The sequence below is a fragment of the Devosia sp. MC521 genome (genome assembly GCF_014127105.1).
Lineage (GTDB): Bacteria > Pseudomonadota > Alphaproteobacteria > Rhizobiales > Devosiaceae > Devosia.
Window position 1 is genome coordinate 971,203 of sequence record NZ_CP059902.1, and the last position, 22,831, is coordinate 994,033.

Genomic DNA, 22,831 nt, shown 5'->3' on the forward strand with positions numbered 1-22,831 from the left:
GCAGATTGTCAAGCGCGCCCTTCGGGAAGATTCGTCCGGCTGGCGCCGCATGCGGGGAGATAGGGACATATTTGGACTAGGACGGGGGCTCTCAATCCCCCTTAGCACGCCAAATCCCCTGCCGAAGGAGCCCGAGACGCTCATAACGGACGAGGCCGGGCTAAGCGTCAATGCCCTTGCCGATTTGCGCGCCGAACCGCTGGTGTCGCAGGGGGATATCGTCAAGCAGGGCGCGCCGGTGCTGCGCGACCGCCGCCATCCTGAATATGTCATCACCGCGCCCATGGCCGGCCGCGTCACCGCGCTCGAGATCGGCGCCGGGCGGCGGCTGAGCAGCATGGTGTTTGCGGCCGAGACGCGCCAGCAACAGCATCGCTATGATGCGCGCGCCGCCGGTGAAGAGATTGCCGGCAAGACTGGCCGTGCTGCATTGCGTGCGCTCTTGCAGGAGACAGGCCTGTGGCGGCGGTTCAACGTCCGCCCCTTCGGTCGCATTCCCAAGGGTGACGCCAAGCCGGCGGCCATCTTCGTCATGGCGGTGGATACCCGGCCCCTCGCAGCCAGCCCCCGTATTGCGCTTGACGAGGGCAGCGCAGTAGCGCTTCAACGTGGGATTGCGGCCTTGGGCACACTTTGCGCGGGACCTGTCTTTTTCTGCCAGGATCGCGGGCCGGACATCGTCCAGGAGATGGACCGTCTGCACATCATTCGCGTCGGCGACCTGCACCCGGCGGGCCTGGCTGGCCACCGAGTTCTCGACCGGTTTCCCGCCCGGCTTGACCGCCAGGTATGGGACATCGGCGTCGACGATGTCGTCGCCATCGGGGAGTTGCTGGAAGAGGGCACTCTGCCGACTACCCGACTGGTGGCGGTTGTGGGGCCCGGGCTGCGCGCCAGCCGGCTGGTCCGCTGCCAGCCTGGCGCTGACCTGAGCGAGATCTGCTACCGATCGCTGAAGCCCGGACCAACGGTCATCTTTTCCGGTTCGGTGCTGGACGGTGCCCAGGCTCGCTGGCTGGGGGAGAAGGACCGTCAGGTGACGGTATTGCCGCGCTCGGACACGAAGCCGCAGAGGCACTGGCTGGATGCCGCGCTACGCCGCGCTTCTCGTCCCGAACCGATCATTGCTACCGCGGCGGTCGAAGAGGCCTTGGGTGGTTTCATGCCCGGCATGGCATTGCTGCGGGCCCTGTCGGTCGGGGATGATGAGGCTGCCGCTGAACTCGGCGCCCTATCGCTGGTCGAGGCGGATTTAGCCATGGTGGACTATGTCACCGCCGCCTCCCCGCGGTTTTCCGACCTGCTGCGTGCTGCACTTGACCGCATGGAGGCAAATACATGATGCGAGGCATCTGGAATCGCGAGACCGTGGCGGTGATCATTCTGGCAGCGGCGATCCCCGTGGCGGTCGCCTGGATCTGGCAGGAAGGCTCGGCCGGTGCCACACGACTGCTGTTCGCCATTGTCGTCGGCGGGGTATGGCAGGCCATATTCACAATGCTGCGGGCACAGCCGCCCAGCGCTTCGGGTATCGTCTCGGCGCTGCTCATCGCCATGCTGGCGCCCGAGGTCGGACCGTTCCAGTTCGTTCTGGGGGTCAGTTTCGGCTTCGTTTTCGGCGAACTGGTTTTCGGCGGCTGGGGTCGCAGCGTACTGAGCCCTGCCGTGGTCGCCGTCGTGTTTCTCGGCTTCGGCTTCCCGCTGGCCGCCTGGCCGCCACTTGCGGTTCCGCTGGGTTGGGCGACCATACCGGCGGCGCTGCTGCTGCTCGCATTGGGTATCCTGCCGTGGCGGGTGCTGGCCGGCGCCCTGGTCGTGCTGGTTGTCGGCGGCGGATTCAGCCTTGATCTGCTAACGAGCGCGGTGGCCGTTGTCCTAGTCCTACTGGTCTGCGATCCCGCGACCTGCGCGTCTACCGCATCGGGCCGCTGGCTCAATGGCGCCCTGTTCGGCGCGCTCATCGTGCTTTTTTCCGCGATCTGGGCGACCGCCCCAGTCCAGACCGCCGTCTCGGCGGCGCTGCTGACGGCGCTCACCACACCCCTACTGGACGAGATCACCATCGCCATATGGCGGGCGCTTCGGAGACATCGGCATGGCTGACCTGAACCCTTTTCGGCTTTGGCGCAGGCTTCTGGCACTGCCCAATGAGAGCCGCCCCAAGACCATTGCAATAGCCTTCCTAGTTTCGGCGATCTGTGCGGTGCTGGTCACGGGCGCAACCGTGATGCTGCGGCCGATACAGGCGCAGAACCGCGCCGTGGAACAGCAGGCCCGCCTCGAAGCCCTGCTGGCCGAAATACCCGGACTGACCCAGATTCTGGCCCAGTCCGATGACATGACGCTTTCGACCGTGGTGGTGGATCTGCTCCGGGCCGAAGCGGCGCAGGACATAACGCCCGAAACTCTGCCGGCCGCCCTGGCGGACACGGCGAGCTGGACACAACTTTCCCCCCAGCAAGACATCGCCAATCTGGGAAGCAGAGCCAATCTAAAGCAGATCTACCTGCTGCGCGGGCCCGACGAGCAGGTCAAAGTCGTCATCCTGCCGGTGAGCGGCACCGGTTATGGCGGCCCGATCGAAGCCATGGTTGCCGTGGCCGATAACATGAACACGGTGGCGGGTCTTACCGTCCTCTCGCATGGGGAGACGCCGGGCCTGGGCGCGCGGATCACCGAGCCGGCCTGGCGGCAGCAGTTTTCCGGCAAGCGCATAGCCGATGACACCGGGGCGGTGCGCCTGACCGTCGCGCGCGGTGGCGGCAGCAGCGAGTTCGAGGTCGATGCCATTACCGGGGCGACGCGTACCAGCACTGCCATGGCCAAGATGCTGCAATTCTGGCTGGGGCCGCAGGGCTACGGCCCCCTGCTCCAGGCGATCCGGCGGGGAGAGTTCTGATGGCCGGCTGGACGACAGTCACCGACCCCATCCTCCGCCAGAACCCCGTGACCTTGCAGATCCTGGGCATCTGCTCGGCTTTGGCGGTGACCACGACCCTGGCCGCCGCCCTGACCATGGGCGCGGCATTGACCCTGGTCGTCGTCACTGCGGGCGCGATCATCAGCATGATACGCGCGCACCTGCCTTCCTCGATCCGGCTGATCGTGCAAATCATCATCGTGGCTTCGCTGGTGATCGTGATCGATCAGTTCCTGCAGGCGTTCTTCTATGAGATGAGCCAGCGCCTGTCGGTCTTTGTCAGCCTGATCGCGACCAACTGCGTCGTGCTGGGCCGCACCGAATCCTTTGCCCTGCACAATCGGCCGCTTCCGGCGATGGCCGATGGCCTTGGCAATGGGCTGGGCTATTCGTTGGTGCTGGCGATTGTCGGCAGCGTGCGGGAACTGTTCGGCCAGGGCACGCTGCTGGGCTATGCGATCCTGCCGACTGTGGAACAGGGCGGCTGGTACGAACCGCTCAGCCTGATGCTGCTGGCGCCCAGCGCCTTTTTCCTCCTCGGCGGACTGGTCTGGGCCATCAGAAGCTGGCGCCGGGAGCAGATCGAGACGCCTGAATATAGCCTGGCACCGACACGGGATGCCGGCACATGACCGATCTCGCCGGCCTCTTCATCCGCTCAGCCTTCGTCGAGAACATGCCGCTGACGCTGTTCCTGGGGCTGTGCACCTTCCTCGCCCTGTCGCGGCGGCCGGGCACGGCGGCAGGCCTGGGCGTTGCGGTTATCGTTGTGATGGGCGTCACGGTGCCGGTCAATCACCTGCTCTACCAGTTCGTGCTGGCGCCGGGCGCCTGGACTTGGGCCGGCCTGCCCGATCTCGACCTGAGCTATCTGCGGCTGCTGACCTTTATCGGGGTGATCGCTGCGGCGGTGCAACTGGTGGAAATGGTGATGGATCGTTGTCTGCCCGCGCTCTTCAACACGTTCGGCGTGTTTCTCTCGCTGCTGGCGGTGCACTGCGCCATTCTCGGGGGGAGCCTGTTCATGGCGGATCGGCGTTATGACCTGGCCGAGAGCACGGTGTTCGGACTGGGTTCGGGCACCGGCTTTGCCTTGGCAGTCATCATGCTCTCGGCAATCCGGCGCCGGCTCGCCTATGCCGACCTGCCCGGCGGACTGCAGGGGCTGGGGATCGCCTTCATCATTACCGGCATGATGTCGCTGGGCTTTTCCACTTTCGCCCAGGTGGCATTGCCATGATCGAGATCGCCCTGGGCAGCGCCCTCATCATTGGCCTGATCCTGGCGCTGGCGCTCGGCCTGCTTGCCGCCCGCTCTCGACTGGTGCCCGACGTGGCGCTGTCGGTGACCGTCAATGGCGGACAGGTGATTGCTGCCAAGCGTGGCGCCAAACTGCTCGAAGTCCTGCAGGGCGCCGATATTCCCGTTCCCGCAGCCTGCGGCGGGAGTGGCACATGCGGCCAATGCCGGGTTACCGCCACCGGGCCTGGGGCGGGGGAATTGCGGGCGACCGAGCGCGGGTTGCTTTCGGCCAGCGAACGGCGCGCCGATGTGCGCCTCGCCTGCCAGCTCAACCTGCGTGGCTCGGTCGAGGTTACCGTGGCGCCGGAGATCCTTTCCGCGGGGGCCTTTACCTGCACCGTCGCGAGCAACCGCATGCTGGCGCCGCTGATCCGCGAACTGGTGCTCGACCTGCCGGCCGGGCAGAATATCAATTTCCGCGCCGGCGGCTTCATGATGCTGACGGCACCGCCTTACGAGCGAGACTTCGCCCATCTCGAAATCGACGCCGAGCATGAACTTACCTGGTCGGTCGCTGGCTGGGAGGCGCTGCGCTCGCAAGTGTCGGAACGCACCAGCCGGGCCTATTCGCTGGCCAGCCGACCCCAGGACCGCGGGCAGCTTGTCTTTAATATCCGGTTGGCCGTGCCTCCAGCGGGGCAGGAAACCGAGATCCCGCCGGGAATTGTTTCGTCCTATCTGTTCGGGCTGACGCGGGGCGACACGATTGAAGTCTCCGGGCCGTTCGGCGACTTCCATGTCCAGCCGAGCGAACGCCACATGATCTTTGTCGGGGGCGGCGTCGGCATGGCCCCATTGCGGGCCATGATCCACGAGCAACTCGGGCTGGGCACCAGCCGAGCCATGTCCTACTTCTACGGTGCCCGCGCCCGCAACGATCTATTCTATCTCGACGAATTCGAGCATCTGGCGACGCGGCACCCGAGCTTCGACTGGACCGTAGCGCTGTCCGATCCGGCCCCGGGGGACCGCTGGCACGGACCAACCGGCTTCATCCACCAGGTGTTGCGCGATGCGCTGCTCAAGCATCCGGCTCCCGAGGATTGCGAATACTACCTCTGCGGCCCGCCGGTCATGATTTCTGCGGTTCTGGCCACGCTCGACGAGCTCGGCGTTGAAGCGCATTCAATATTCAACGACGATTTCGGGAGCTAGGACATGCGGACGCGCAATCCCAACCGCCGCCTGGTTGTAACCATGGGACTTTCCGCGCTGGCCATGCCGGCACTTGCCCGCACACCGGCATCGACGCAGACTGTGACAGGGCCGGCATTCGGCACCCAGTGGCGGGTCGTGCTGCGCGCGGGGGCTGACCCGATCCGATTGCGAGAGATGATCGAAAGGCTGCTGGCCAGGATCGACATGCAGTTGTCGCCTTGGCAGGCCGAAAGCACTATCGGCCGCTTCAACCGGCTGCAGAGCACGGACTGGTACCGCGCCGACGAGGCGGTGGTGACAGTCGCTAAGGCGGCGCTTGCCGTGCGCAGCGCCAGCGGCGGCTGCTTTGATCCTGCGGTTGGCCCACTGGTCAATCAATGGGGCTTTGGGCCGATCACGGGCGAACTGAGCGCGGATCGGGGTTTCGAGTTGGGCGAGGCGGCCTTGCGCAAGCATGATGGCGAACTGACGCTTGACCTGTGCGGGATCGCCAAGGGCTATGCGCTCGATCGGCTGGTCAGCCTGCTGATGGACGAGGGAGAAGAGGATTTCGTGGCCGACCTGGGCGGCGAGATAGCCCTGCGCGGCAGTCATCCCAGCGGGCGAGGCTGGCAGGTGGCCATTGAAGACCCGCGCCCGGACGAGAGCGGCGCAGCCGAAATTGTCGCTCTCGGCAACCGGGCTATCGCCACTTCAGGCGACAAGATCAACGCCTTCAATCTCGGTGCACGTCGCTTCAGCCACATTATTGATCCCGCCACGGGCGAGCCGGTCGCGACAACCATTGCCTCGGTCTCCGTCATTGCCGACGAGGCGATGATCGCTGATGGTTGGGCCACCGCGCTGATGGCTGCCGGCGAGCGGGGCCCGGCCTTGGCTGAGCAAAACAGCCTCGATGCGCTGTTCGTATTCCGCGATGGGCTGGGTGGCCTTGAGCGCATTTCCACCCATTGCTTTGCCGCGCACATCGCCTGAGGGAGTAACGAATGGAGATGCTTTTCGCGCTCGTCATCGTGCTCCTGGTGGCGCTCTGCCTTGGTCTCGGCCTTTTGCTGCGCGGGCGTCCACTGCAATCATCCTGTGGCGGCATGAGTTGCCTGCCTGACTCGGCGCGCTGTGTGGGTTGCCCGAGCAAGGGCCGAGGAGCACCAACGGAATGAGTGAAGCCATTGCCGGGATCATGCGCACCCAATACCTCACCTTGGAGGCCGATACGCCGATACGACAGGCCGCGGGACTGCTGCATGCCAATGGCGAGGAGGCGGCGCCTGTTGTGGATGCCGCAGGCGCGTTACTGGGAATTCTGACCCAGAAGGACTGCTTTCGCCCGGCCATGATGGCCAGCTATTACCAACAGTGGCGCGGAACCGTGGGGGAGCAGATGAGCCACCCCGTTCGCACCATCGATGCAACGAGTGACATCGTTGCCGCAGCGGAAATGTTCGCTTCCGAGCCGTACCGGTCCTTCCCGGTGCTCCGGTTAGGACAGCTCGTTGGCATGCTCCGCCGCGACGATGTCTTGGGGCGGCTGCTGGAACTCGGTTAGGAACTTCGGCACGAACGCGTCGGAGACACAGTGGAATATCCAGCTACGCTGATGTCTTGCGTCGAAGTTGGCAGATGAGTTTTACGCCAGCAGGTCTGACGAACGACCGGCCGCGGCAAACATAGGTCTCGGCCATACCATCAAAGGCGTCCCAGTCTATGGCGGCGGCATTGCCATCGCTGGCGCGCCCCTTTGGTCGAGCTTTCCGTAAGGGAAGCATGTGCGCGCTAGGGGCCGATGAGAGGGAGGGGATCGTGGATATTCTCGGTGTCCTGGCTAGGGGAGATCGGCGATCAATTGGTCGCGTCCCCGAAATCGTCAGCTTCGTGCTTCGGAATCCGGAGCATCTCCCTGTATTAATTGAGGGTGTAGATATGTCGGTACTCGCGGGACATCTCCAATAAGCTGACATTTGTTGAGCTAAGGAGGTATTCATGAACCAGGAACAACGTGAGATTGCGCGCAAGCTTCGTGTTCTGAGGCACGCAGAAGATACGGGTCAGGTCGCCAAGACCTGTCGATACTTCGGCGTCAGCCGCAGCAGTTTTTACCGGTGGCGTGTTGCCTATCTGAAGCTCGGTGAGGCCGGTCTGGTGAACCGGCCGCCAATCCCCAAATGGCATGCTAATCGCATACCAATCGAGATCGAGGAGAAAGTTCTCCACCTTCGCAGCAAGTATCACCTCGGCCCAATGCGGATCGTCTGGTATATGGCCCGATACCATGGGATTAAAATCTCAGACGCCACGGTCTCGCGGATGCTTAAACGCAATGGCGTCAATCGGCTGCCGCGCGGTACCCGTCTGCGCAAGGTGCACACCAAGCGATACAACAAGCAGGTTCCCGGCCACCATATTCAGATGGACGTCAAGTTCCTGACATTTAAGGGGGAAAGTGGCGAGAAGGTCCGGCGCTTTCAGTTCACTGCCATCGATGATGCGACCCGGGTGCGAGCGCTCAAAATCTACCAGAAGCACACCCAGGCAAGCGCGATCGATTTTGTTGACCACATCATCAATACTTTCCCGTTTCGAATTCGCGAGATCCGAACCGACAATGGCCATGAGTTCCAGGCCAAGTTCCATTGGCATGTCGAAGACCAAGGCATCCGCCATGCCTATATCAAGCGCAGTACGCCGCAATTGAACGGCAAGGTCGAACGATCGCACCGGTCAGATCAACAGGAGTTCTACCAGCTGCTCAGCTACAAGGGCGATGTTGATCTCGAGGCGAAACTGAACGAGTGGGAACGGTTCTATAACTTCGCCAGGCCGCACGGCGCGTTCAACGGAAAAACCCCTTACGAGGCCCTCCGAGAAAAGCTATAATCAGACAGAAAGATGTCCCGAAAGCACCTGCAGCTTACAACTGTACTTACAATGACTTAGCTGTACGTGACATGTGCAACACAGCGGAAGACTGCCAAGTTGCGGATGAAGCATAAGTAATTGATTTCATTGAAGAAATAGATGGCTGGGGAACCTGGACTCGAACCAAGATTGACGGAGTCAGAGTCCGCTGTTCTACCATTGAACTATTCCCCAGCAGGCCCAAAGGGCTGGCAGCGTGGCTGCTGGTCAGTCGGATGAAATTCGTAAACTTCACTGTCCCGCTGATGGGTGTGTCTTAAAAGCGGAGTGGGCTTTGGGTCAAGCCTTCATTGGGTAATCAGTTCGCGAGTTCGCGAAATCCTGTTGATTTCTTCTCGTGGTCCGTATCGGGAAGAGGGCCATCTCGCTTTGGGCGAGATGGCGGTTTGGGAGGCTAGAGCAGAGCCTGCTCATTTTTGCCCATCAGGCGGAACGCGATGTAGACCGCAATGCCACTGATCAACAGCAGAATGGTCGACATAGCGGCCGCCACCCCGAAGTCACCATCGAGAATGAGAACGTAAATGCGCACCGGCATGGTGATCGTCGATCCGACATAAAGCACGAGCGAGGACGATAGCTCGTTGATCGCAGTGACAAAGCTGAGCATTGCACCGGCGATGATGCCGGGAACGATCAGCGGCACGGTTACGCGTAGGAATGCCTGGAATGGGCTGTATCCCAGTGAGACCGCTGCTTCCTCAAGACTGGGCGAGATTTGGCGCAGTGCCGAACTTGTCGTGCGCACCGTATAGGGCAGCCGACGAATAAAGATCGAGAGGATGATGATGGCTGCCGTGCCAGTCAGGACGAGTGGGCCCGTGTTGAACGCGGCAATATAGGCGATACCGATAACAATGCCCGGCATCACATAGGGGATCATGAACGCCCCATCGAGCAGGGAGGTGTTGATGCTGGTGCGGCGAGCGACGAGCACGCCGATTATGGTGCCAGCGACAACGATCAAGGCCACGGCGATAGCGGAGAAGGTGAGCGAATTGCGCACGACATCGCCGAGGTTGAAGATGATGCGCTCATAGCTTTGTAGCGCGAAACCATCCTGAAACACAGGGCCGTTGGTCTTGCGCAGCGAGTAAATGACCGAAATGATCACCGGCATGGCACCGCACAGGCCGATGAAATAGACAGCGAAGTGCGCCAACCAATTGCGCCAGCCTCGGAGCTGGATTTTGATCGGCTTGTTGATCATGTTGCCGTGGTAGACGTTCTTGCGCGACATGAAGCGCTGGATCATCACAAAGGCCATAGAGACCATGATCAGCACCACCGAAATGGTGGTCGCCATGGACATGTTGGACCCAACTTCAGCCGAGTAAAGCGCATAGGCTTCGGTGGCGAGCACGTTGTAGCCACGGCCGAGCAGACGTGGCGTGCCGAAGTCCGCGATAGACTGGATGAGCGCCAGAAGACCGCCTGCCGAGAGCGCTGGCAGAACGAGCGGAAACGAGATCTTGAATGTACGCTGTAGTGGGGTCAGGCCAAGGCCTTCTGCTGCCTCTTCAAGCGAGCGGTTGACGTTCGATAGTGCGCCCGAAACCATCAGGTAGACGAAGGGATAGAACTTCAGCGCGAAGACGATGAGAATGCCGCCCAGCCCATAGATTGGAGGCATGTTGATCCCGATTTCGCGGGCCCAACTGCGGACGACACCGCCAGCGCCGAACAACACAATCCACGAGTATGCGCCGATGAAGGGCGGTGACACGAGGGCGAGGATCGCGAGGAGCGAGACGAACTTGCCGCCCTTAATCTGGAAGCGCGAGATGCAGAAGGCCATGATCGAGCCGAGCAACATGGCGCCAAAGAGTCCGCCAAAGCCCACCACGAGCGTATTCAAGAAAGCCCGCTGATAGCGGGGCTCCATAACGAACGCCAAATAGTTGGCGAGCCCGGTGTTGCCGGAACGATCGACGAAGCTCGAAATGAGTACCGAGCCGACCGGTATAATCAACAAGAGCGCAAGGATCGCCCACGTCGCGAAACTTACGATTTTCCAAAAGTCGAAACGCGCTGTCATGGTCAGCCCCCCAGTGCCACGCGCTTCTTATCTGCGTCGAACGCCATAAGGTGCTCGCGAGCAATAAGAATACGGACGGCATCGCCTGGAGTGTAGATTTGCTTCAGTTCGGCGGCGCCGAGCTGAACGGTGATCTCGCCCGCGGGTGTCTTCACGAGAATATGGGCTTCGCGGCCGAGGTAGGTGTATTTGACGATCTCGCCGTCAACAGCCACAGCGCCTAAACCGGCGGCCTCATCTGCTGCCAGAAGACGCATGCTTTCTGGGCGGATGGCCCAAGTTGTTGCGTTTGCGGCCACAAGGTTGAGCTGACTGAGAAGCTGCGTGAGCCCCGCCGAGTCAGAGAACGTATTCAGTGTCCCGACGAAGTTCGCGACGAACAGGGTCTGCGGATTTCCGTAGATTTCCTGAGGGGTGCCGATCTGTTCGATCTGGCCCGCGCTCATCACACAAATGCGGTCGGAGATCGCCAGCGCTTCTTCTTGGTCGTGCGTAACATAGATCGTCGCGATATTGACGCGCTTCTGAATGTCACGAATTTCTTCACGCAACTCGATACGCAGCTTGGCGTCGAGGTTGGAAAGCGGTTCATCCATAAGCAGAAGGCATGGATTGATGACCATGGCGCGAGCGAGGCCGATGCGCTGTTGCTGCCCGCCAGACATGGCGGCCGGAAGGCGTTCGGCTAGCGCGCCCAAATGCACGGCGTCGAGAGCCGCAGCGACGCGGGTTTTGATTTCTGCGGCAGGAACCTTGCGGGGCTTGAGGCCAAAAGCGACGTTATCAAACACGCTCAAATGCGGAAAAACGGCGTAGTCTTGGAAGACCATGCCGATATCACGCTGGTGAGGGGGCTGCGCGCGCAGGTCTTTGCCCGCCAATGTGATGCTGCCCGACGTCAGATCGTTAAATCCGGCGATGGCACGCAGAAGGGTGGTTTTCCCGCAACCAGACGGTCCCAGCAGCGTGAAGAATTCCCCTTCCTCCACTGAAATCGAAACGCCATTGAGCGCGCGGAAGCCCACGAACTGCTTCACCCCGTCGGTGACTGTCAAATAAGCCATTCCAGCCCCTCATTTCCCTCGTTCTCTGTGCTTTGAAAGCAAACACAATTTTCGTATTGCAACAAGTGCAATGTCGCTCCATGATCAGAAACGATCATAAGTTTGATCAAAAGGGAAAAGGAGGAACAAATGAGTGTTGCAAAACGGACATTGGTCGGATTTGCCTTCGCACTAGCAGCAACGACTGCAATGAGCCCCGCAATGGCAGCCGAAGGCTCGGTTGTCGTGTACACTGCGCACAAGTCATCCATCGTGGACCGCCTTCTGCCAGTATTTGAGGCTGACACAGGCCTTAAGGCCGAAGTTATTCAGCTCGGTTCGGGCGACATCTTCCGCCGCGCACGCGCTGAAGCAGGCGCACCAGCAGCAGACGTTATCTGGTCGGTGACCGGTAGCTTGCTGACCGAAAATGCTGATTTGCTCGAGCCTTATCAGGTTAAGGATCACGCAGCGCTCAACGCTGAGTTCGTTCGGAGCGATGCTTGGACCCCGTACACTGCGGTTGTTTATGTCCTCGCCGTGAATACCGACATGGTCTCGCTCGAAGACGCACCTAAGAACTGGGCTGACCTGGTCGATCCTAAGTGGCACGGCCAGATCGCATCTGCTCGCGCAGATAACTCGGGTTCGGCTGTGCAGCAGCTTCAGACCGCGCTCACCGTTTTCGGTGATGACGGTTGGGCCAAGTACACAGAAATGGCGAAGAACTTCGTCTTCACCGATAGCTCGGGTGCCGTTCCACGTTTCATCGCTGACGGCGAAACCTCGATGGGCTTGACCCTCGAAGACAATGCCATCGAATACCGCAATGGCGGCGCGCCAATGGCTGTCGTACTTCTCGCTGACGGCACAGTCGCGGCGCCAGATGGTATCGCGCTCGTCAAGGGTGGGCCAAACCCAGATGGCGGTAAGGTCTTCCTCGACTGGGCAATGTCCAAGTCGACCCAAGAACTCCTCGCCAATGAGATCGGCCGTCGTGCAATCCGCACCGACGTTGCTCCACCTCCAGGTGCACCAGACCTGAACACCGTCAAACTGATTGAGATCAAGTCGCTCGACGATCTTGGTGGCACCGAAGAAGTGCTCGCCAAGTGGCGCACGGCAATCGGCGAATAATCTGACTATCTATAAGACTGACGGGATTTGTTTGAATGAAGCACATGGAAGCCTTTTCGCTCGGCAAGAAGTTCGCCGATCCAGGGGCCAATGAAGATAGTCTCGTCATTCTACCAAATAGGGGTTACGCCGTTATCGACGGCGTAACCGACCGCAATGGGACGCGGTATAACGGCATGTTGTCGGGCCAGTTTGCCTCACGCACCGTCCAAGCGGCCATTGAGAAGTTCCTTCTGGCACAGGGCGATGCTCGCCAGCCGAACCTGCAATTTGCAGGGGCCGAGCATTTCATCGACTACCTCGGGCAGGCGATATTCGCCGAATATGAGAAGGCCGGCGCTGTCGACGCCGTTACAGCGGACTGGAAGCTGCGTGGCGGTTGTACCGTCATCGCCGCGCTGATCATCGGTGATCGCCTAGAGATCATCGCTGTTGGCGACAGTGGCGTGCGCATCAATGGCGAAGATGTTCTGCAGGTCCTCAAGCCTTTGGACGATGTTACGGCCATCATGCGCCGCGAAACGTGGAGCCATTTCCGCGCTCTGGGGTACGATAGCGTGCGTGCAGATGCGCTAGCAGCCAACATCACGTGGCGCGGCACCAAGCATCAGGAAGCTGGTACAGACACGGCCGATCCTCAGTTCCTCGCTGACATCGAGCAACGCGCGCTGGCGGCGTGCACGGCGCATTTGCCGAATGTTCCTGAGGCTGAAATTCAGGCGCTCATTCATGGTGGTATCTGTTTCGCGCAGGGCGATTTCCAGAACGTAACCGACTTGGTGCTGGGCTACGGCGGGCTCGACGGTTTTGCTGTGCCTTCACGCTACATCGAAACCCGTAGCTATGCCCTCAAGGATGTTCACACCATCGAGCTGTTCTCCGATGGCTACTTCAAACTTGGCGATCGTTTTGGCGTAGCCTCATGGGAGGCCGGTCACGAAGAGGTGGAGGCAGAAGACTTCCACAAAATCGCCCGCTATATGAGCACAAAGGGTACGACTGATACCCAACTCACCGATGATAGAACCTATCTAGGGATAAAGCTCTAATGAGTGGCCGGACGCGTGTTGAAGGATTGTTGTCTCAGCGCGCGGACTCTCCGGCCGCTTCTAACGGCCTGAATGAGCGGCAAGAGCGAATTCTTGTCGCCATTGGTGCCAATGGCGCAGCATCTGTTTCTGAACTTGCTGAGCAGTTTAACGTCACCACCCAGACTATTCGGCGGGACTTAAAACTGCTCAACGAACGGGGCCTGCTGGTCAAAGGTTTTGGCGGCGCTTTCGCGGCCCCGGGTGTCGCGCGATACACTTATAATGAGCGCGGTAGCACCGAAGTCGACATCAAACGCCAGCTCGTCAATGCGCTCAAGCCGATCCTGTTTGACGGCGCCACGGTCTTCGTGGGCCTGGGGACGACCTTCCATGGCCTCCATCAAGTTGTTGCCGAATTTCCTGGCATGCTCTTGGCGTCGCCCAATCTGGAAGTGATCTATAGCTGCGCGATGAATACCGACGCCACCGTCTATGTTTACGGCGGCTATGTGCGCAATAAGGACACTTCCATCCTCACCCTCGCCGACACTAGTCGACAAAAGTTCAAGTTTGATATCGCCATCATCGGCGCAAGCGCGATTGATCGGGAGGGCTCTGTGCTGGAGTTCGATCCGATGGAGGTCGATCTGGTGCGTGACGTTCTCGCTTTGAGTCGGCGGGTCGTACTCGTCGCTCATGACGGAAAATTCAGCCAGAACGCGCCCCATGTGGTCACGCATCTCTCCGAAGTCGATGTGCTTGTCACAAACGGTGATCCCGCCACATATTTTGACGACGCTACGACCTTGAAAGGTCTCGATATCATCCGCGTGTGAGGATGAGGCGGATGCTTTTGATTGCGCTGGGGCATGCCATGCTCTACCTTAGTCTCAACAACGCAACAAAGGTGCGTTCGGGCGCGGCCGGCTTTCCGGCCTTGGCGACCGCGCACTAAGGAGACATCCCGTGGCCGATCTTACTCGGTCCGCCGCTGTTTCGGTCTTAAAAGCCGAGGCAGGGGCCGGTGTATCTTCCGGTCAAAGCCGGAAGGATAGGGCAGCCATTGCGCCGCCCGGATCGCCGGATCCGCGGACCCTAAACGCCCCGAATCCCCGTCGACACCGCGGCGCCATTTACGCTGCGCTCGATTTGGGAACGAACAATTGCCGTCTTCTTATTGCCAGACCCCATGAAAGGGGTTTTCGCGTTTTAGATGGCTACACACGCATTGTCCGACTAGGCGAGGGCGTTTCTGTCACCGGTCGTTTGGCTGATGGCGCGATGGAACGCACCATGGACGCGCTGCGGATGTGCCGTAACAAGTTGCGCGAGCATCAGCCGACGCGCATGCGTTTGATCGCAACCGAAGCCTGCCGCGCCGCTGAAAATGGTCCTGCATTTTTGGCCCGTGTGAAGAGCGAGCTCGGGATCGAACTTGAGATCGTTGATCGTCGCACTGAGGCCGAATTGGCCGTTACCGGTTGCGCCGATCTGATTGATACTCAGGCGCAAGGCGCGCTGATGTTTGATATCGGCGGGGGTTCCTCAGAGCTGGCTTGGCTCGACTTCCGTGGCGGTCGCCCGCGTTCGCAGGGGCGGATGTCTGCTTCTATTCGGTCGTGGCAGTCCATGCCGGTTGGCGTGGTCTCGATTGCCGAAAAATTCGGCGGTGTGAATGTCACGCGCGAGACGTTTGAAGACATGGTCTCCTACGTTTCTGAGCACCTCCGTCAGTTCCGTGGCCGCGAAAAGCTGCGTCAGATGATTGCCGAACATCCAGTCCATTTGATTGGCACGTCAGGTACGGTGACGACGCTTGCGGGTTTACATCTCGGCCTGGAACGCTATGAGCGTCTGAAAGTTGACGGCCTTTGGATGCGGCGCGATCAGGTTGATGAAACCATGCGCGTTCTGCTGAACATGCCGTTTGAGCGCCGTGTCGCGCATGCTTGCATAGGCAAGGATCGCGCCGATCTCGTGCTTCCCGGTTGTGCTATTTTTGAGGCCATCCGTCGTGAATGGCCTACGGATCGCGTTCGGGTTGCCGATCGTGGTCTTCGTGAAGGTATTTTGATTTCCCTTATGGACGCTGATCGCTCCCAGAAGCGTCCAATTCGACATCCAAGGAGGGCGGGCAATGGCCAATAGTAAAGCCCTGGGCACAGGCGGTCGTAAGTCCGACAGAGACTTTAAAATTCGCGTTAAATCGGCCAAGGGCCGTAAAGTCGCGTCGACGAAGTGGCTTGAGCGTCAGCTCAACGACCCCTATGTGGCGCGCGCACGCTCTGAAGGGTATCGCTCTCGAGCTGCCTTCAAAATCAAAGAGATGGACGAAAAGCACAAGTTCTTCAAAAAGGGCATGCGCGTCGTCGATCTTGGTGCAGCGCCGGGCGGCTGGTCGCAGGTAGCGGCGACCGCTGTTGGCTCAACGCCGGACAACGTGCTCGTCATCGGTATCGACTATATCGAAATGGACGACATCCCCGGTGTGAACCTGCTGCGCAAGGATTTCACCGAGGATGATGCTCCGGGCATGTTGATCGACATGCTGGGTGGCCACAAGGCCGACGTCGTCATGTCCGATATGGCGTGGCCGACGACAGGCCACCGTCCGACTGACCACCTTCGTATCGTTCACCTGATCGAGATCGCGGCAGACTTCGCCATTGAGGTCCTCAAGCCCGGCGGCACGTTTGTGGCAAAGGTTTTCCAAGGCGGCACCGAGCATGAGCTGTTGCACATGCTCAAGCGTCACTTTGATACGACCTTCCACTCCAAGCCTCCCTCAAGCCGCAAAGACTCCGCAGAGGCTTATCTCGTGGCGAAGGGGTTCAAAGGCCTGGATTTCCGGCATGAACACAACAACGATCACGACGAATAGTCAGCCGCGAGACTGAACCATAAGACCGCCCTTCGAGGCGGTCTTTTCGTTTCATCTTGGTGCGCGTCAGCCTTTAGCGCGGCCCTTATGCCCCGACACGTCGCTGCCCGCGTTTGCGGGCAGGGTGAAATAGACCAATCCACCGAGGGCGCTGAGGGTGCCGACCGCGAAGAATGCGATCTGGAAGTTTATCAGCGTCAGCGCGCCACCGGTGAAATGGCGCGTGATCTCGATCACGGCACCCGCCACGGCAACACCGAAGGCGACCGACAACTGCTGGGATACCGCCACGATGGCGGTGGCTTGGCTGGCTTCTTCATCGGAAATGTCTGCGTAGCCCAGGGCGTTCGACCCCGTGAAAAAGATCGAGCGGAGTACGCCGCCGAATACGATTACGCCCATCATGACCGCCGCCGCTGTTTCGGCTGTGAACAGACCCTGCGCGCCGATGAGAAGGCCGCCTAACACCGCCGAGACGCCCAGGACGCGCGGGAAACCCCAGCGGGCGTAGACACGTTCGGCGATGAACTTGCTCCCCATCGCGCCGAGCGCCGACACGAATGTGATGGCGCCACTTTCAAATGGGGTCATGCCAAAGCCGAGTTGCAGCATCAGCGGGAGGAGAAACGGAACAGCTCCCACACCGATGCGAAACACCGAGCCGCCCGTTATCGAGGATCGGAAAAGCTTGTGGCGCAACAGCTTGGGATCCAGCAGGGGATAGGTCACCCGGCGCGCGTGAAGCACGTAAAGGGCAGCAGCAACAAGCCCAATCGCCAGTGTTAGATAGCCATACGTGATGGGAACGGCTGGAAGGCTGATCACAGACAGGCCGAATACCGTGCCCGAGAAGGCGACGGCGGCGATGAGAAATCCGACCAAATCGATAGGGCGCGGTGCGCGCTCATCCGGCACTTTGAGGTAGATGCCCGAAAAGATGATCCCGGCGATACCAATCGGGATGTTGATCCAGAAGATCCAATGCCAGCTGAGATATGTTGTCAGAAAACCGCCGATAAGCGGGCCTGTCACAGGAGCAATCAGCGCGGGGACTGTGAGCCAAGCCATGGCTGACACGAGTTCATTTCTGGGTGTTGAGCGCACGAGTAGTAAGCGTCCGACGGGTGTCATCATGGACGACCCTATGCCTTGGAAAAAGCGCGATGCCACAAAGGTCTCGAGCGAATTGGCAAAGGAACATGCCAGAGACCCCAGCATGAAAACGAAGATCGCCAGACGGAAGATGTTCTTCGCTCCGAAACGGTCGGCCATCCACCCGCTAATAGGGATAAAAATCGCCAGCGCCACGAAGTAAGCCGTCAGCGCCAACTTTAGGGCGATGGGCTCAGAGCCGATATCGGCTGCAATTGCAGGTAGGCTGGTGGCGATGACAGTCGAGTCCATCTGTTCCATGAACAGAGCGACCGCCAAAATGAGCGGGGTGACGCGGATCACAAAGCTAACCAATGAGTCTATGGAAAGGGTAGGCAGAAGCGGAAGCAATTATGGTGGGTTTGACCTCCTGCGGCCAGCCCGATCCATCTTAAATCGTTCGTTCTATCGAACTCTATTCTTACCTTCGCTTTTAGCGACCGACAATTTCGCGTCGGCGCGACGAATAAGTGTCTCAGGCGTGTCCTCTGCCTCAAGCTCTGCAACGCCTACGCTGATGGTAATGGCGACGGGGACCCCACCAAGCATAAACGCGTCGCTGGCCACGGCTGCACGCAATCGCTCGGCCATGATGTGCGCTGCCAATATCTCTGTTCTGGGCAGGATGACGTAGAATTCGGCGTCGCCCATGCGGCCAATGACGTCTTGACGTCTCAATAGGCTTTGGCATCGCTCAACCAGCATGGCGAGGACTTTATCGCCCGCCGCATACCCATATTGAAGGTTGATCTTCTTGAAGCTGTCGATGTCCAAGATCATGACAGCGAGAAAATTCTTGTTGTGTAGCGCGCGATTGAACTCGCTGCGAATGATCGCTGCACCATGTTCGCGGGTGAATACTTCAGTAATCGCGTCCGATTGTTCGACGATAGTGACTTCCCGTGCCACTCGAGAAATCTCGAAAAGTAGAAAGACAATGATTGTGCACGCTACAATAATGGCCATCAGGACCAGTGCATGGTCGGCGAAGGGGAAAGCGTCAGGAATATGGTCAGACCAGCGTTGGGCCTGTGAAACTTGGTGAAGCGCAAAAACGATGATGCTCAACATCGCGATTGTGCGCAGGAATCCTAAGCGCGCTGCGGCCGATCGAAAAGCATTGGTAATTCGGGAGATAGCGCGAATTCTCAAGCTGATCTCCTGAAACCGAAACCCATGTTGGGCTGCATACTAGTTCCCCACCGGAAGACTATGCATAGTGCCAATAGCTATTTACTAAGTGATTTAAGTTTGTCGCGCTATTACATCAAATGTGTCGATGAGCTCCTGATTGTGTCCCCTTACCAATCAGACGCACTCAGGCACTAGGCAAGTCGCCACTCCGGTGGTATGCACCATCGCCAACCTGAACCCGCGACGGTCTCCGCGCCGGTTCACATTCCAACATCTCTGTACTGACAGTAGGCAGGAAGGTTCTGGCCTTGGCAAAGATTATTACCACTATCACTGGCGATGCCGCGCTCACGTTTGACGACGTGCTCCTTCAGCCTGCGCGCTCTGACATTCTGCCGACCGAAACCGACATTTCGACCTACGTGACCAAGGATATCGCGCTCAAGCTCCCGATCCTTTCCTCGGCCATGGATACCGTTACCGAAGCGAACATGGCGATTGCTATGGCGCAGGCCGGTGGCATGGGTGTTATCCATAAGAACCTGACCGCTACTGAGCAGGCGGAACAGGTTCGCATGGTCAAGTCGTTTGAAAGCGGCATGGTCGTAAACCCGATCACCATTGGTCCCGATGCGACCTTGGCGGATGCGCTCTCGCTCATGCAGAAGAGCCGTATCTCGGGTATTCCTGTTGTCGAAAACGGCGGTAAGGGCGGTCGTTTGACTGGCAAGCTGGTTGGTATCCTCACTAACCGCGACGTGCGTTTCGCAAAGAGCCCAGCACAGCCGATCTCGGAACTGATGACTCATCAGAACCTGATCACGGTCCGTGAAGGCGTTTCGAAGGAAGAAGCGCAGGTTCTGCTGCATCGTCACCGCATCGAGAAGCTGCTGGTCGTCGATGAAGACTACCGCTGCATCGGTCTGATCACGGTTAAGGACATGGAGAAGGCTCAGCTCCACCCGAACGCCGTAAAGGACGAGCAGGGGCGCTTGCGCGTGGCTGCGGCCTCGACCGTCGGTGACAATGGTTACGAACGCTCGCAAGCCCTGATCGACGCTGGTGTTGACCTGCTGGTCATCGACACCGCCCACGGTCACTCGGTGCGCGTTGCCGAAGCTGTCGAGCGCATCAAGCGCGAAAACAATAATGTCCGCATTGTAGCGGGCAATGTTGCGACTGCGGAAGCCACCAAGGCCCTCATCGATGCTGGCGCTGACGCCGTTAAGGTCGGCATTGGTCCGGGCTCGATCTGCACTACCCGTATCGTCGCCGGTGTTGGCGTTCCGCAGCTTGCGGCCGTTATGAGCTGTGCGGAAGAAGGCGCAAAGGCCGGCATTCCTGTCATCGCAGACGGCGGCATCAAGTTCTCGGGCGACATGGCCAAGGCACTTGCTGGCGGTGCGGCCTGCGTCATGGTTGGCTCGCTGCTCGCAGGGACTGACGAAGCTCCGGGCGAAGTGTTCCTCTACCAGGGACGTTCGTATAAGTCTTACCGCGGCATGGGCTCGGTCGGAGCAATGGGTGCTGGTTCGGCTGACCGTTACTTCCAGCAGGACGTGCGCGATCAGATGAAGCTCGTTCCTGAAGGCATTGAAGGTCAGGTTCCGTATAAGGGCCCGGCTGGCGCGGTTCTCCACCAGCTCGCTGGCGGTCTGCGTGCATCCATGGGCTATACCGGCGCGCACAATCTCAAGGACTTCCGCGAGAACTCTGTGTTCGTCAAGATTTCTGGCGCTGCACTGAGCGAAAGCCACGTCCACGACGTGACCATCACCCGCGAAGCGCCGAACTACCGCTCCGGCCGCTAAGGTTTGTAGCCGGTTCAAATTGAGGGCCTCTCCCGCACGGGAGGGGCCTTTTTGCTTTGGGAGATTTGCCGGTTATCGCTGGGGGCTTTGGTGCTTAAAATCACAGTTTTGGAGGGAGCCTATGCAGTCTGATGTAAAACACGAACAGATCAAGCTTGCCGCGAATGCACTTAATGGGATCGGTGTTGGCACGATATTATCTTCAGTCGTTGCGCCCTATATCGGGATTGGGATCGGCTCATTAAGGCCAGAGGTGGATTGGCTGAACCTTGCCGGAGTGAGTGCATTTGGTCTACTCTTGGGTGTCATCTGTCTCTTTGAGGCGCAGCGGCGTCTAGAAAAATTGGAGTTGGCAGAATGAATGAAACTCTCTTTCTCTGGCTTTGGGCACCTTTCGCGATCGGCTTTGTAATCGTGGCGGTCCGTCTGATGGAATTTTGGGCCGACAGGCGCCATCGCAAGCGCCACCATCCGGCTGAATAAACACTGTCAGCCGAAACATCCTATCTTTCGGCGCGTTAGCCCCGCATTCCGACTCTCTTCCAGAGCTTTGCCAAATGCAGCTAACTGCGAAAATTCTGCTATTTTCCGTTGTCGCTCAAGTGATCCTCGCGCTCGTCATTTTGGTTTTGATGGGGCGGGAGCGGGTGCCGCGCATAGCACGCGGTGAAATCCGCATGGCGGATGTTGCGGTCGATCGAACCGCTTATCCGCTGAAAGCGCGTTTGCTTTCAAACTCCTTTGACAATCAATTCCAGCTCCCCGTGCTGTTCTATGTGGCCGTTGTGCTGTCGCTACAGATTGGCGCGGTCGGGTGGATTGAAGCGGCGCTGGGCTGGCTTTTCGTGGCGTCTCGCTATATCCACGCTGGCATACACGTCACTACCAATAATCTGCCAAAGCGGTTCGTGGTCTATTGCACCGGCCTTGTCGTGCTCGCCCTGTTCTGGCTATGGCTCCTCATTCGCATTCTCTTAGCTTGAGTATTTGTCCATGCGTCTTCCCGGCCGTATCGCCGCCGCCATTGTAGTTCTGTCCGATGTGGAGCAGCGCAAGCGCCCGGTTTCAGAAGCGCTCAAGGCTTGGGGTATCAACAACCGTTTCGCTGGCGCAGGTGACCGCGCCGCTATCGGCAATATCGTCTACGACGCATTGCGTTCGCGGTCCTCACTCGCGGCTGCCATGGGCGCAGACACCCCGCGCGCCCTTGTGTTGGGCGTTATCCTGCGAGGCTGGGGCGAAAGCCCGGAGGCGCTCAACGAGCTGTTTGCTGCGGATAGCCATGCGCCAGAAGCGCTGAGCGCTGAAGAAATCGCTGGCGCGACCGCCGATCTTTCGAGCGCGCCGGAACACGTCCAGGCCGATTTGCCCGAATGGCTCGTACCGTCACTCAAGCGCGCTTTTGGCGATGATTTTATTGCCGAAGGTCATGCCATGACTGGCCGTCCGTCGCTCGATATTCGTGCCAACGCGCTGAAGGCGACATCGCAAAAGGTCGCAAAATCGCTGGCGCGTTTTACCCCTGAAGAAACTGCGATTGCGCCATTCGGTCTGACCATGCCGGCCGGTCCACGCGATGCGCGGACGCCCAATGTCACCACCGACGAAGGCTACCTTAAGGGTTGGTTTGAAGTTCAAGATCAGGGCAGCCAGATCGTTTCGGCTTTGGCTGGCGCCAAGGAAGGCGAACAGGTTCTCGATCTTTGCGCTGGGGCAGGGGGCAAGACCCTTGCGCTGGCCGCGACCATGGGCAACACCGGGCAGATCTTCGCCTATGACAGCGACCGCTCGCGTCTGGCGCCGATCTATGACCGCCTCAAGCGCAATGGCGTGCGCAACGCACAGGTTCGCGCTCCGAACCCTGGCGCGCTCGACGAGTTGATCGGCAAGATCGACCGCGTCGTTGTTGATGCGCCCTGCACCGGTACGGGTACTTGGCGCCGTCGCCCAGACACCAAGTGGAAGCTCACTCCAGAGCTGATCGCTTTGCGTCAGTCTGAACAGGCTGCCCTCTTGGAACAAGCTCTGACCTTCCTGAAGGTGGGCGGAACGTTGGTTTATATTACCTGCTCCGTTCTCCCCGAGGAGAACGATGATCAAGTCGTTGATTTCGTTAAGAGCCACGCCAATGTCGAAACCGTCCCGATGGCAACAGCTTGGCGCAAGGCTTTGATCTCGGACTTGCCTGAAGGTTTGGAGACCCCAGCCGGTGGCTTGATGCTAACGCCAGCACGCACCAACACCGACGGTTTCTACATCCACCTGCTGCGCAAAAAGGCATAAACCGCCCTCCGCATTGAACTTTACG

The 22,831-nt window shown here is 59.5% G+C and carries 23 protein-coding genes and 1 tRNA gene; 19 read left to right on the forward strand and 5 right to left on the reverse strand.

Translation table 11 applies throughout. From position 1 onward, the window contains the following. The first annotated feature begins 49 nt into the window (after positions 1-49). The 9 genes from H4N61_RS04595 to H4N61_RS04635 all read left to right on the forward strand — a co-directional run bounded on the left by H4N61_RS04595 (position 50) and on the right by H4N61_RS04635 (position 8,254). Positions 50-1,342, forward strand: coding sequence for a Na(+)-translocating NADH-quinone reductase subunit A (locus H4N61_RS04595; protein ID WP_248306593.1), 1,293 nt, complete (start codon positions 50-52; stop codon positions 1,340-1,342). Next, positions 1,339-2,103 (forward strand): RnfABCDGE type electron transport complex subunit D, encoded by a 765-nt coding sequence (locus H4N61_RS04600; RefSeq protein WP_169194798.1) that lies wholly within the window; start codon positions 1,339-1,341, stop codon positions 2,101-2,103. The genes H4N61_RS04595 and H4N61_RS04600 overlap by 4 nt, the downstream gene beginning before the upstream one ends. After that, the gene (nqrC, locus tag H4N61_RS04605; RefSeq protein ID WP_169194799.1) at positions 2,096-2,899 is read left to right on the forward strand and encodes an NADH:ubiquinone reductase (Na(+)-transporting) subunit C; all 804 of its coding nucleotides are present in this window, start codon (positions 2,096-2,098) and stop codon (positions 2,897-2,899) included. The genes H4N61_RS04600 and nqrC overlap by 8 nt, the downstream gene beginning before the upstream one ends. Beyond that, a complete protein-coding gene (locus H4N61_RS04610) occupies positions 2,899-3,552 on the forward strand; it encodes an NADH:ubiquinone reductase (Na(+)-transporting) subunit D (RefSeq protein ID WP_182395163.1) in 654 nt (217 codons plus the stop codon). The genes nqrC and H4N61_RS04610 overlap by 1 nt, the downstream gene beginning before the upstream one ends. Further along, positions 3,549-4,160, forward strand: a complete 612-nt coding sequence (gene nqrE, locus H4N61_RS04615) for an NADH:ubiquinone reductase (Na(+)-transporting) subunit E (RefSeq protein ID WP_169194801.1) — start codon at positions 3,549-3,551, stop codon at positions 4,158-4,160. The genes H4N61_RS04610 and nqrE overlap by 4 nt, the downstream gene beginning before the upstream one ends. Beyond that, positions 4,157-5,377, forward strand: coding sequence for an NADH:ubiquinone reductase (Na(+)-transporting) subunit F (gene nqrF / locus H4N61_RS04620; protein WP_169194802.1), 1,221 nt, complete (start codon positions 4,157-4,159; stop codon positions 5,375-5,377). Before nqrE ends, nqrF begins: the two co-directional genes overlap by 4 nt. Positions 5,378-5,380: 3 nt before the next feature. After that, complete coding sequence (locus H4N61_RS04625) at positions 5,381-6,355, forward strand: FAD:protein FMN transferase (RefSeq protein WP_169194803.1); 975 nt, start codon at positions 5,381-5,383, stop codon at positions 6,353-6,355. Between the two features lie 181 nt (positions 6,356-6,536). Next, positions 6,537-6,926: a CBS domain-containing protein gene (locus H4N61_RS04630; protein ID WP_169194804.1), complete on the forward strand. Its 390-nt coding sequence runs from the start codon at positions 6,537-6,539 to the stop codon at positions 6,924-6,926. Positions 6,927-7,360: 434 nt separating this feature from the next. Further along, a complete protein-coding gene (locus tag H4N61_RS04635; protein ID WP_182394494.1) occupies positions 7,361-8,254 on the forward strand; it encodes an IS481 family transposase in 894 nt (297 codons plus the stop codon). A 142-nt stretch (positions 8,255-8,396) separates the two neighbouring features. Here the strand turns inward: H4N61_RS04635 and H4N61_RS04640 are convergent. The 3 genes from H4N61_RS04640 to H4N61_RS04650 all read right to left on the reverse strand — a co-directional run bounded on the left by H4N61_RS04640 (position 8,397) and on the right by H4N61_RS04650 (position 11,398). After that, positions 8,397-8,470: transfer RNA gene (locus H4N61_RS04640), tRNA-Gln, on the reverse strand. Between the two features lie 220 nt (positions 8,471-8,690). After that, positions 8,691-10,334, reverse strand: coding sequence for an iron ABC transporter permease (locus tag H4N61_RS04645; protein ID WP_169196671.1), 1,644 nt, complete (start codon positions 10,332-10,334; stop codon positions 8,691-8,693). Positions 10,335-10,336: 2 nt separating this feature from the next. Then, positions 10,337-11,398 (reverse strand): ABC transporter ATP-binding protein, encoded by a 1,062-nt coding sequence (locus tag H4N61_RS04650; protein WP_169196672.1) that lies wholly within the window; start codon positions 11,396-11,398, stop codon positions 10,337-10,339. 129 nt (positions 11,399-11,527) lie between these two features. Here H4N61_RS04650 and H4N61_RS04655 point away from each other — a divergent pair, with 129 nt between their 5' ends. From H4N61_RS04655 to H4N61_RS04675, 5 genes are all read left to right on the forward strand, one after another. Continuing rightward, positions 11,528-12,514 (forward strand): extracellular solute-binding protein, encoded by a 987-nt coding sequence (locus H4N61_RS04655; RefSeq protein WP_169196673.1) that lies wholly within the window; start codon positions 11,528-11,530, stop codon positions 12,512-12,514. Between the two features lie 35 nt (positions 12,515-12,549). Then, positions 12,550-13,563: a hypothetical protein gene (locus tag H4N61_RS04660; protein WP_169196674.1), complete on the forward strand. Its 1,014-nt coding sequence runs from the start codon at positions 12,550-12,552 to the stop codon at positions 13,561-13,563. Then, on the forward strand, positions 13,563-14,381 hold the full coding sequence (locus H4N61_RS04665; protein WP_169196675.1) for a DeoR/GlpR family DNA-binding transcription regulator: 819 nt from the start codon (positions 13,563-13,565) through the stop codon (positions 14,379-14,381). The genes H4N61_RS04660 and H4N61_RS04665 overlap by 1 nt, the downstream gene beginning before the upstream one ends. Positions 14,382-14,511: 130 nt before the next feature. Then, a complete protein-coding gene (locus H4N61_RS04670; protein WP_248306564.1) occupies positions 14,512-15,693 on the forward strand; it encodes a Ppx/GppA phosphatase family protein in 1,182 nt (393 codons plus the stop codon). Beyond that, entirely contained in the window at positions 15,683-16,426 is a 744-nt protein-coding gene (locus H4N61_RS04675; protein ID WP_169196676.1) for an RlmE family RNA methyltransferase, read from the forward strand. The genes H4N61_RS04670 and H4N61_RS04675 overlap by 11 nt, the downstream gene beginning before the upstream one ends. 66 nt (positions 16,427-16,492) lie before the next feature. On the opposite strand, the gene H4N61_RS04680 is transcribed toward H4N61_RS04675, so the two are convergent. After that, a complete protein-coding gene (locus H4N61_RS04680) occupies positions 16,493-17,881 on the reverse strand; it encodes an MFS transporter (RefSeq protein ID WP_182395165.1) in 1,389 nt (462 codons plus the stop codon). Between the two features lie 102 nt (positions 17,882-17,983). Beyond that, positions 17,984-18,730 carry a GGDEF domain-containing protein gene (locus H4N61_RS04685; protein WP_169196678.1) on the reverse strand — a complete coding sequence of 249 codons (747 nt, stop codon included), beginning with the start codon at positions 18,728-18,730 and terminating at the stop codon, positions 17,984-17,986. A gap of 290 nt (positions 18,731-19,020) precedes the next feature. On the opposite strand from H4N61_RS04685, the gene guaB reads away from it, so the two are divergent. The 5 genes from guaB (at position 19,021) to H4N61_RS04705 (ending at position 22,806) form a co-directional block, all read left to right on the forward strand. Further along, positions 19,021-20,523 (forward strand): IMP dehydrogenase, encoded by a 1,503-nt coding sequence (guaB, locus tag H4N61_RS04690; protein ID WP_182395167.1) that lies wholly within the window; start codon positions 19,021-19,023, stop codon positions 20,521-20,523. Between the two features lie 121 nt (positions 20,524-20,644). Beyond that, entirely contained in the window at positions 20,645-20,884 is a 240-nt protein-coding gene (locus tag H4N61_RS04695; RefSeq protein WP_182395169.1) for a hypothetical protein, read from the forward strand. Then, positions 20,881-21,006, forward strand: coding sequence for a hypothetical protein (locus tag H4N61_RS18445; RefSeq protein ID WP_282567620.1), 126 nt, complete (start codon positions 20,881-20,883; stop codon positions 21,004-21,006). Before H4N61_RS04695 ends, H4N61_RS18445 begins: the two co-directional genes overlap by 4 nt. A 74-nt stretch (positions 21,007-21,080) precedes the next feature. After that, on the forward strand, positions 21,081-21,506 hold the full coding sequence (locus H4N61_RS04700) for an MAPEG family protein (RefSeq protein ID WP_182395171.1): 426 nt from the start codon (positions 21,081-21,083) through the stop codon (positions 21,504-21,506). Positions 21,507-21,516: 10 nt separating this feature from the next. Next, positions 21,517-22,806: an RsmB/NOP family class I SAM-dependent RNA methyltransferase gene (locus H4N61_RS04705; RefSeq protein WP_169196682.1), complete on the forward strand. Its 1,290-nt coding sequence runs from the start codon at positions 21,517-21,519 to the stop codon at positions 22,804-22,806. The last annotated feature ends 25 nt before the right edge of the window (positions 22,807-22,831 follow it).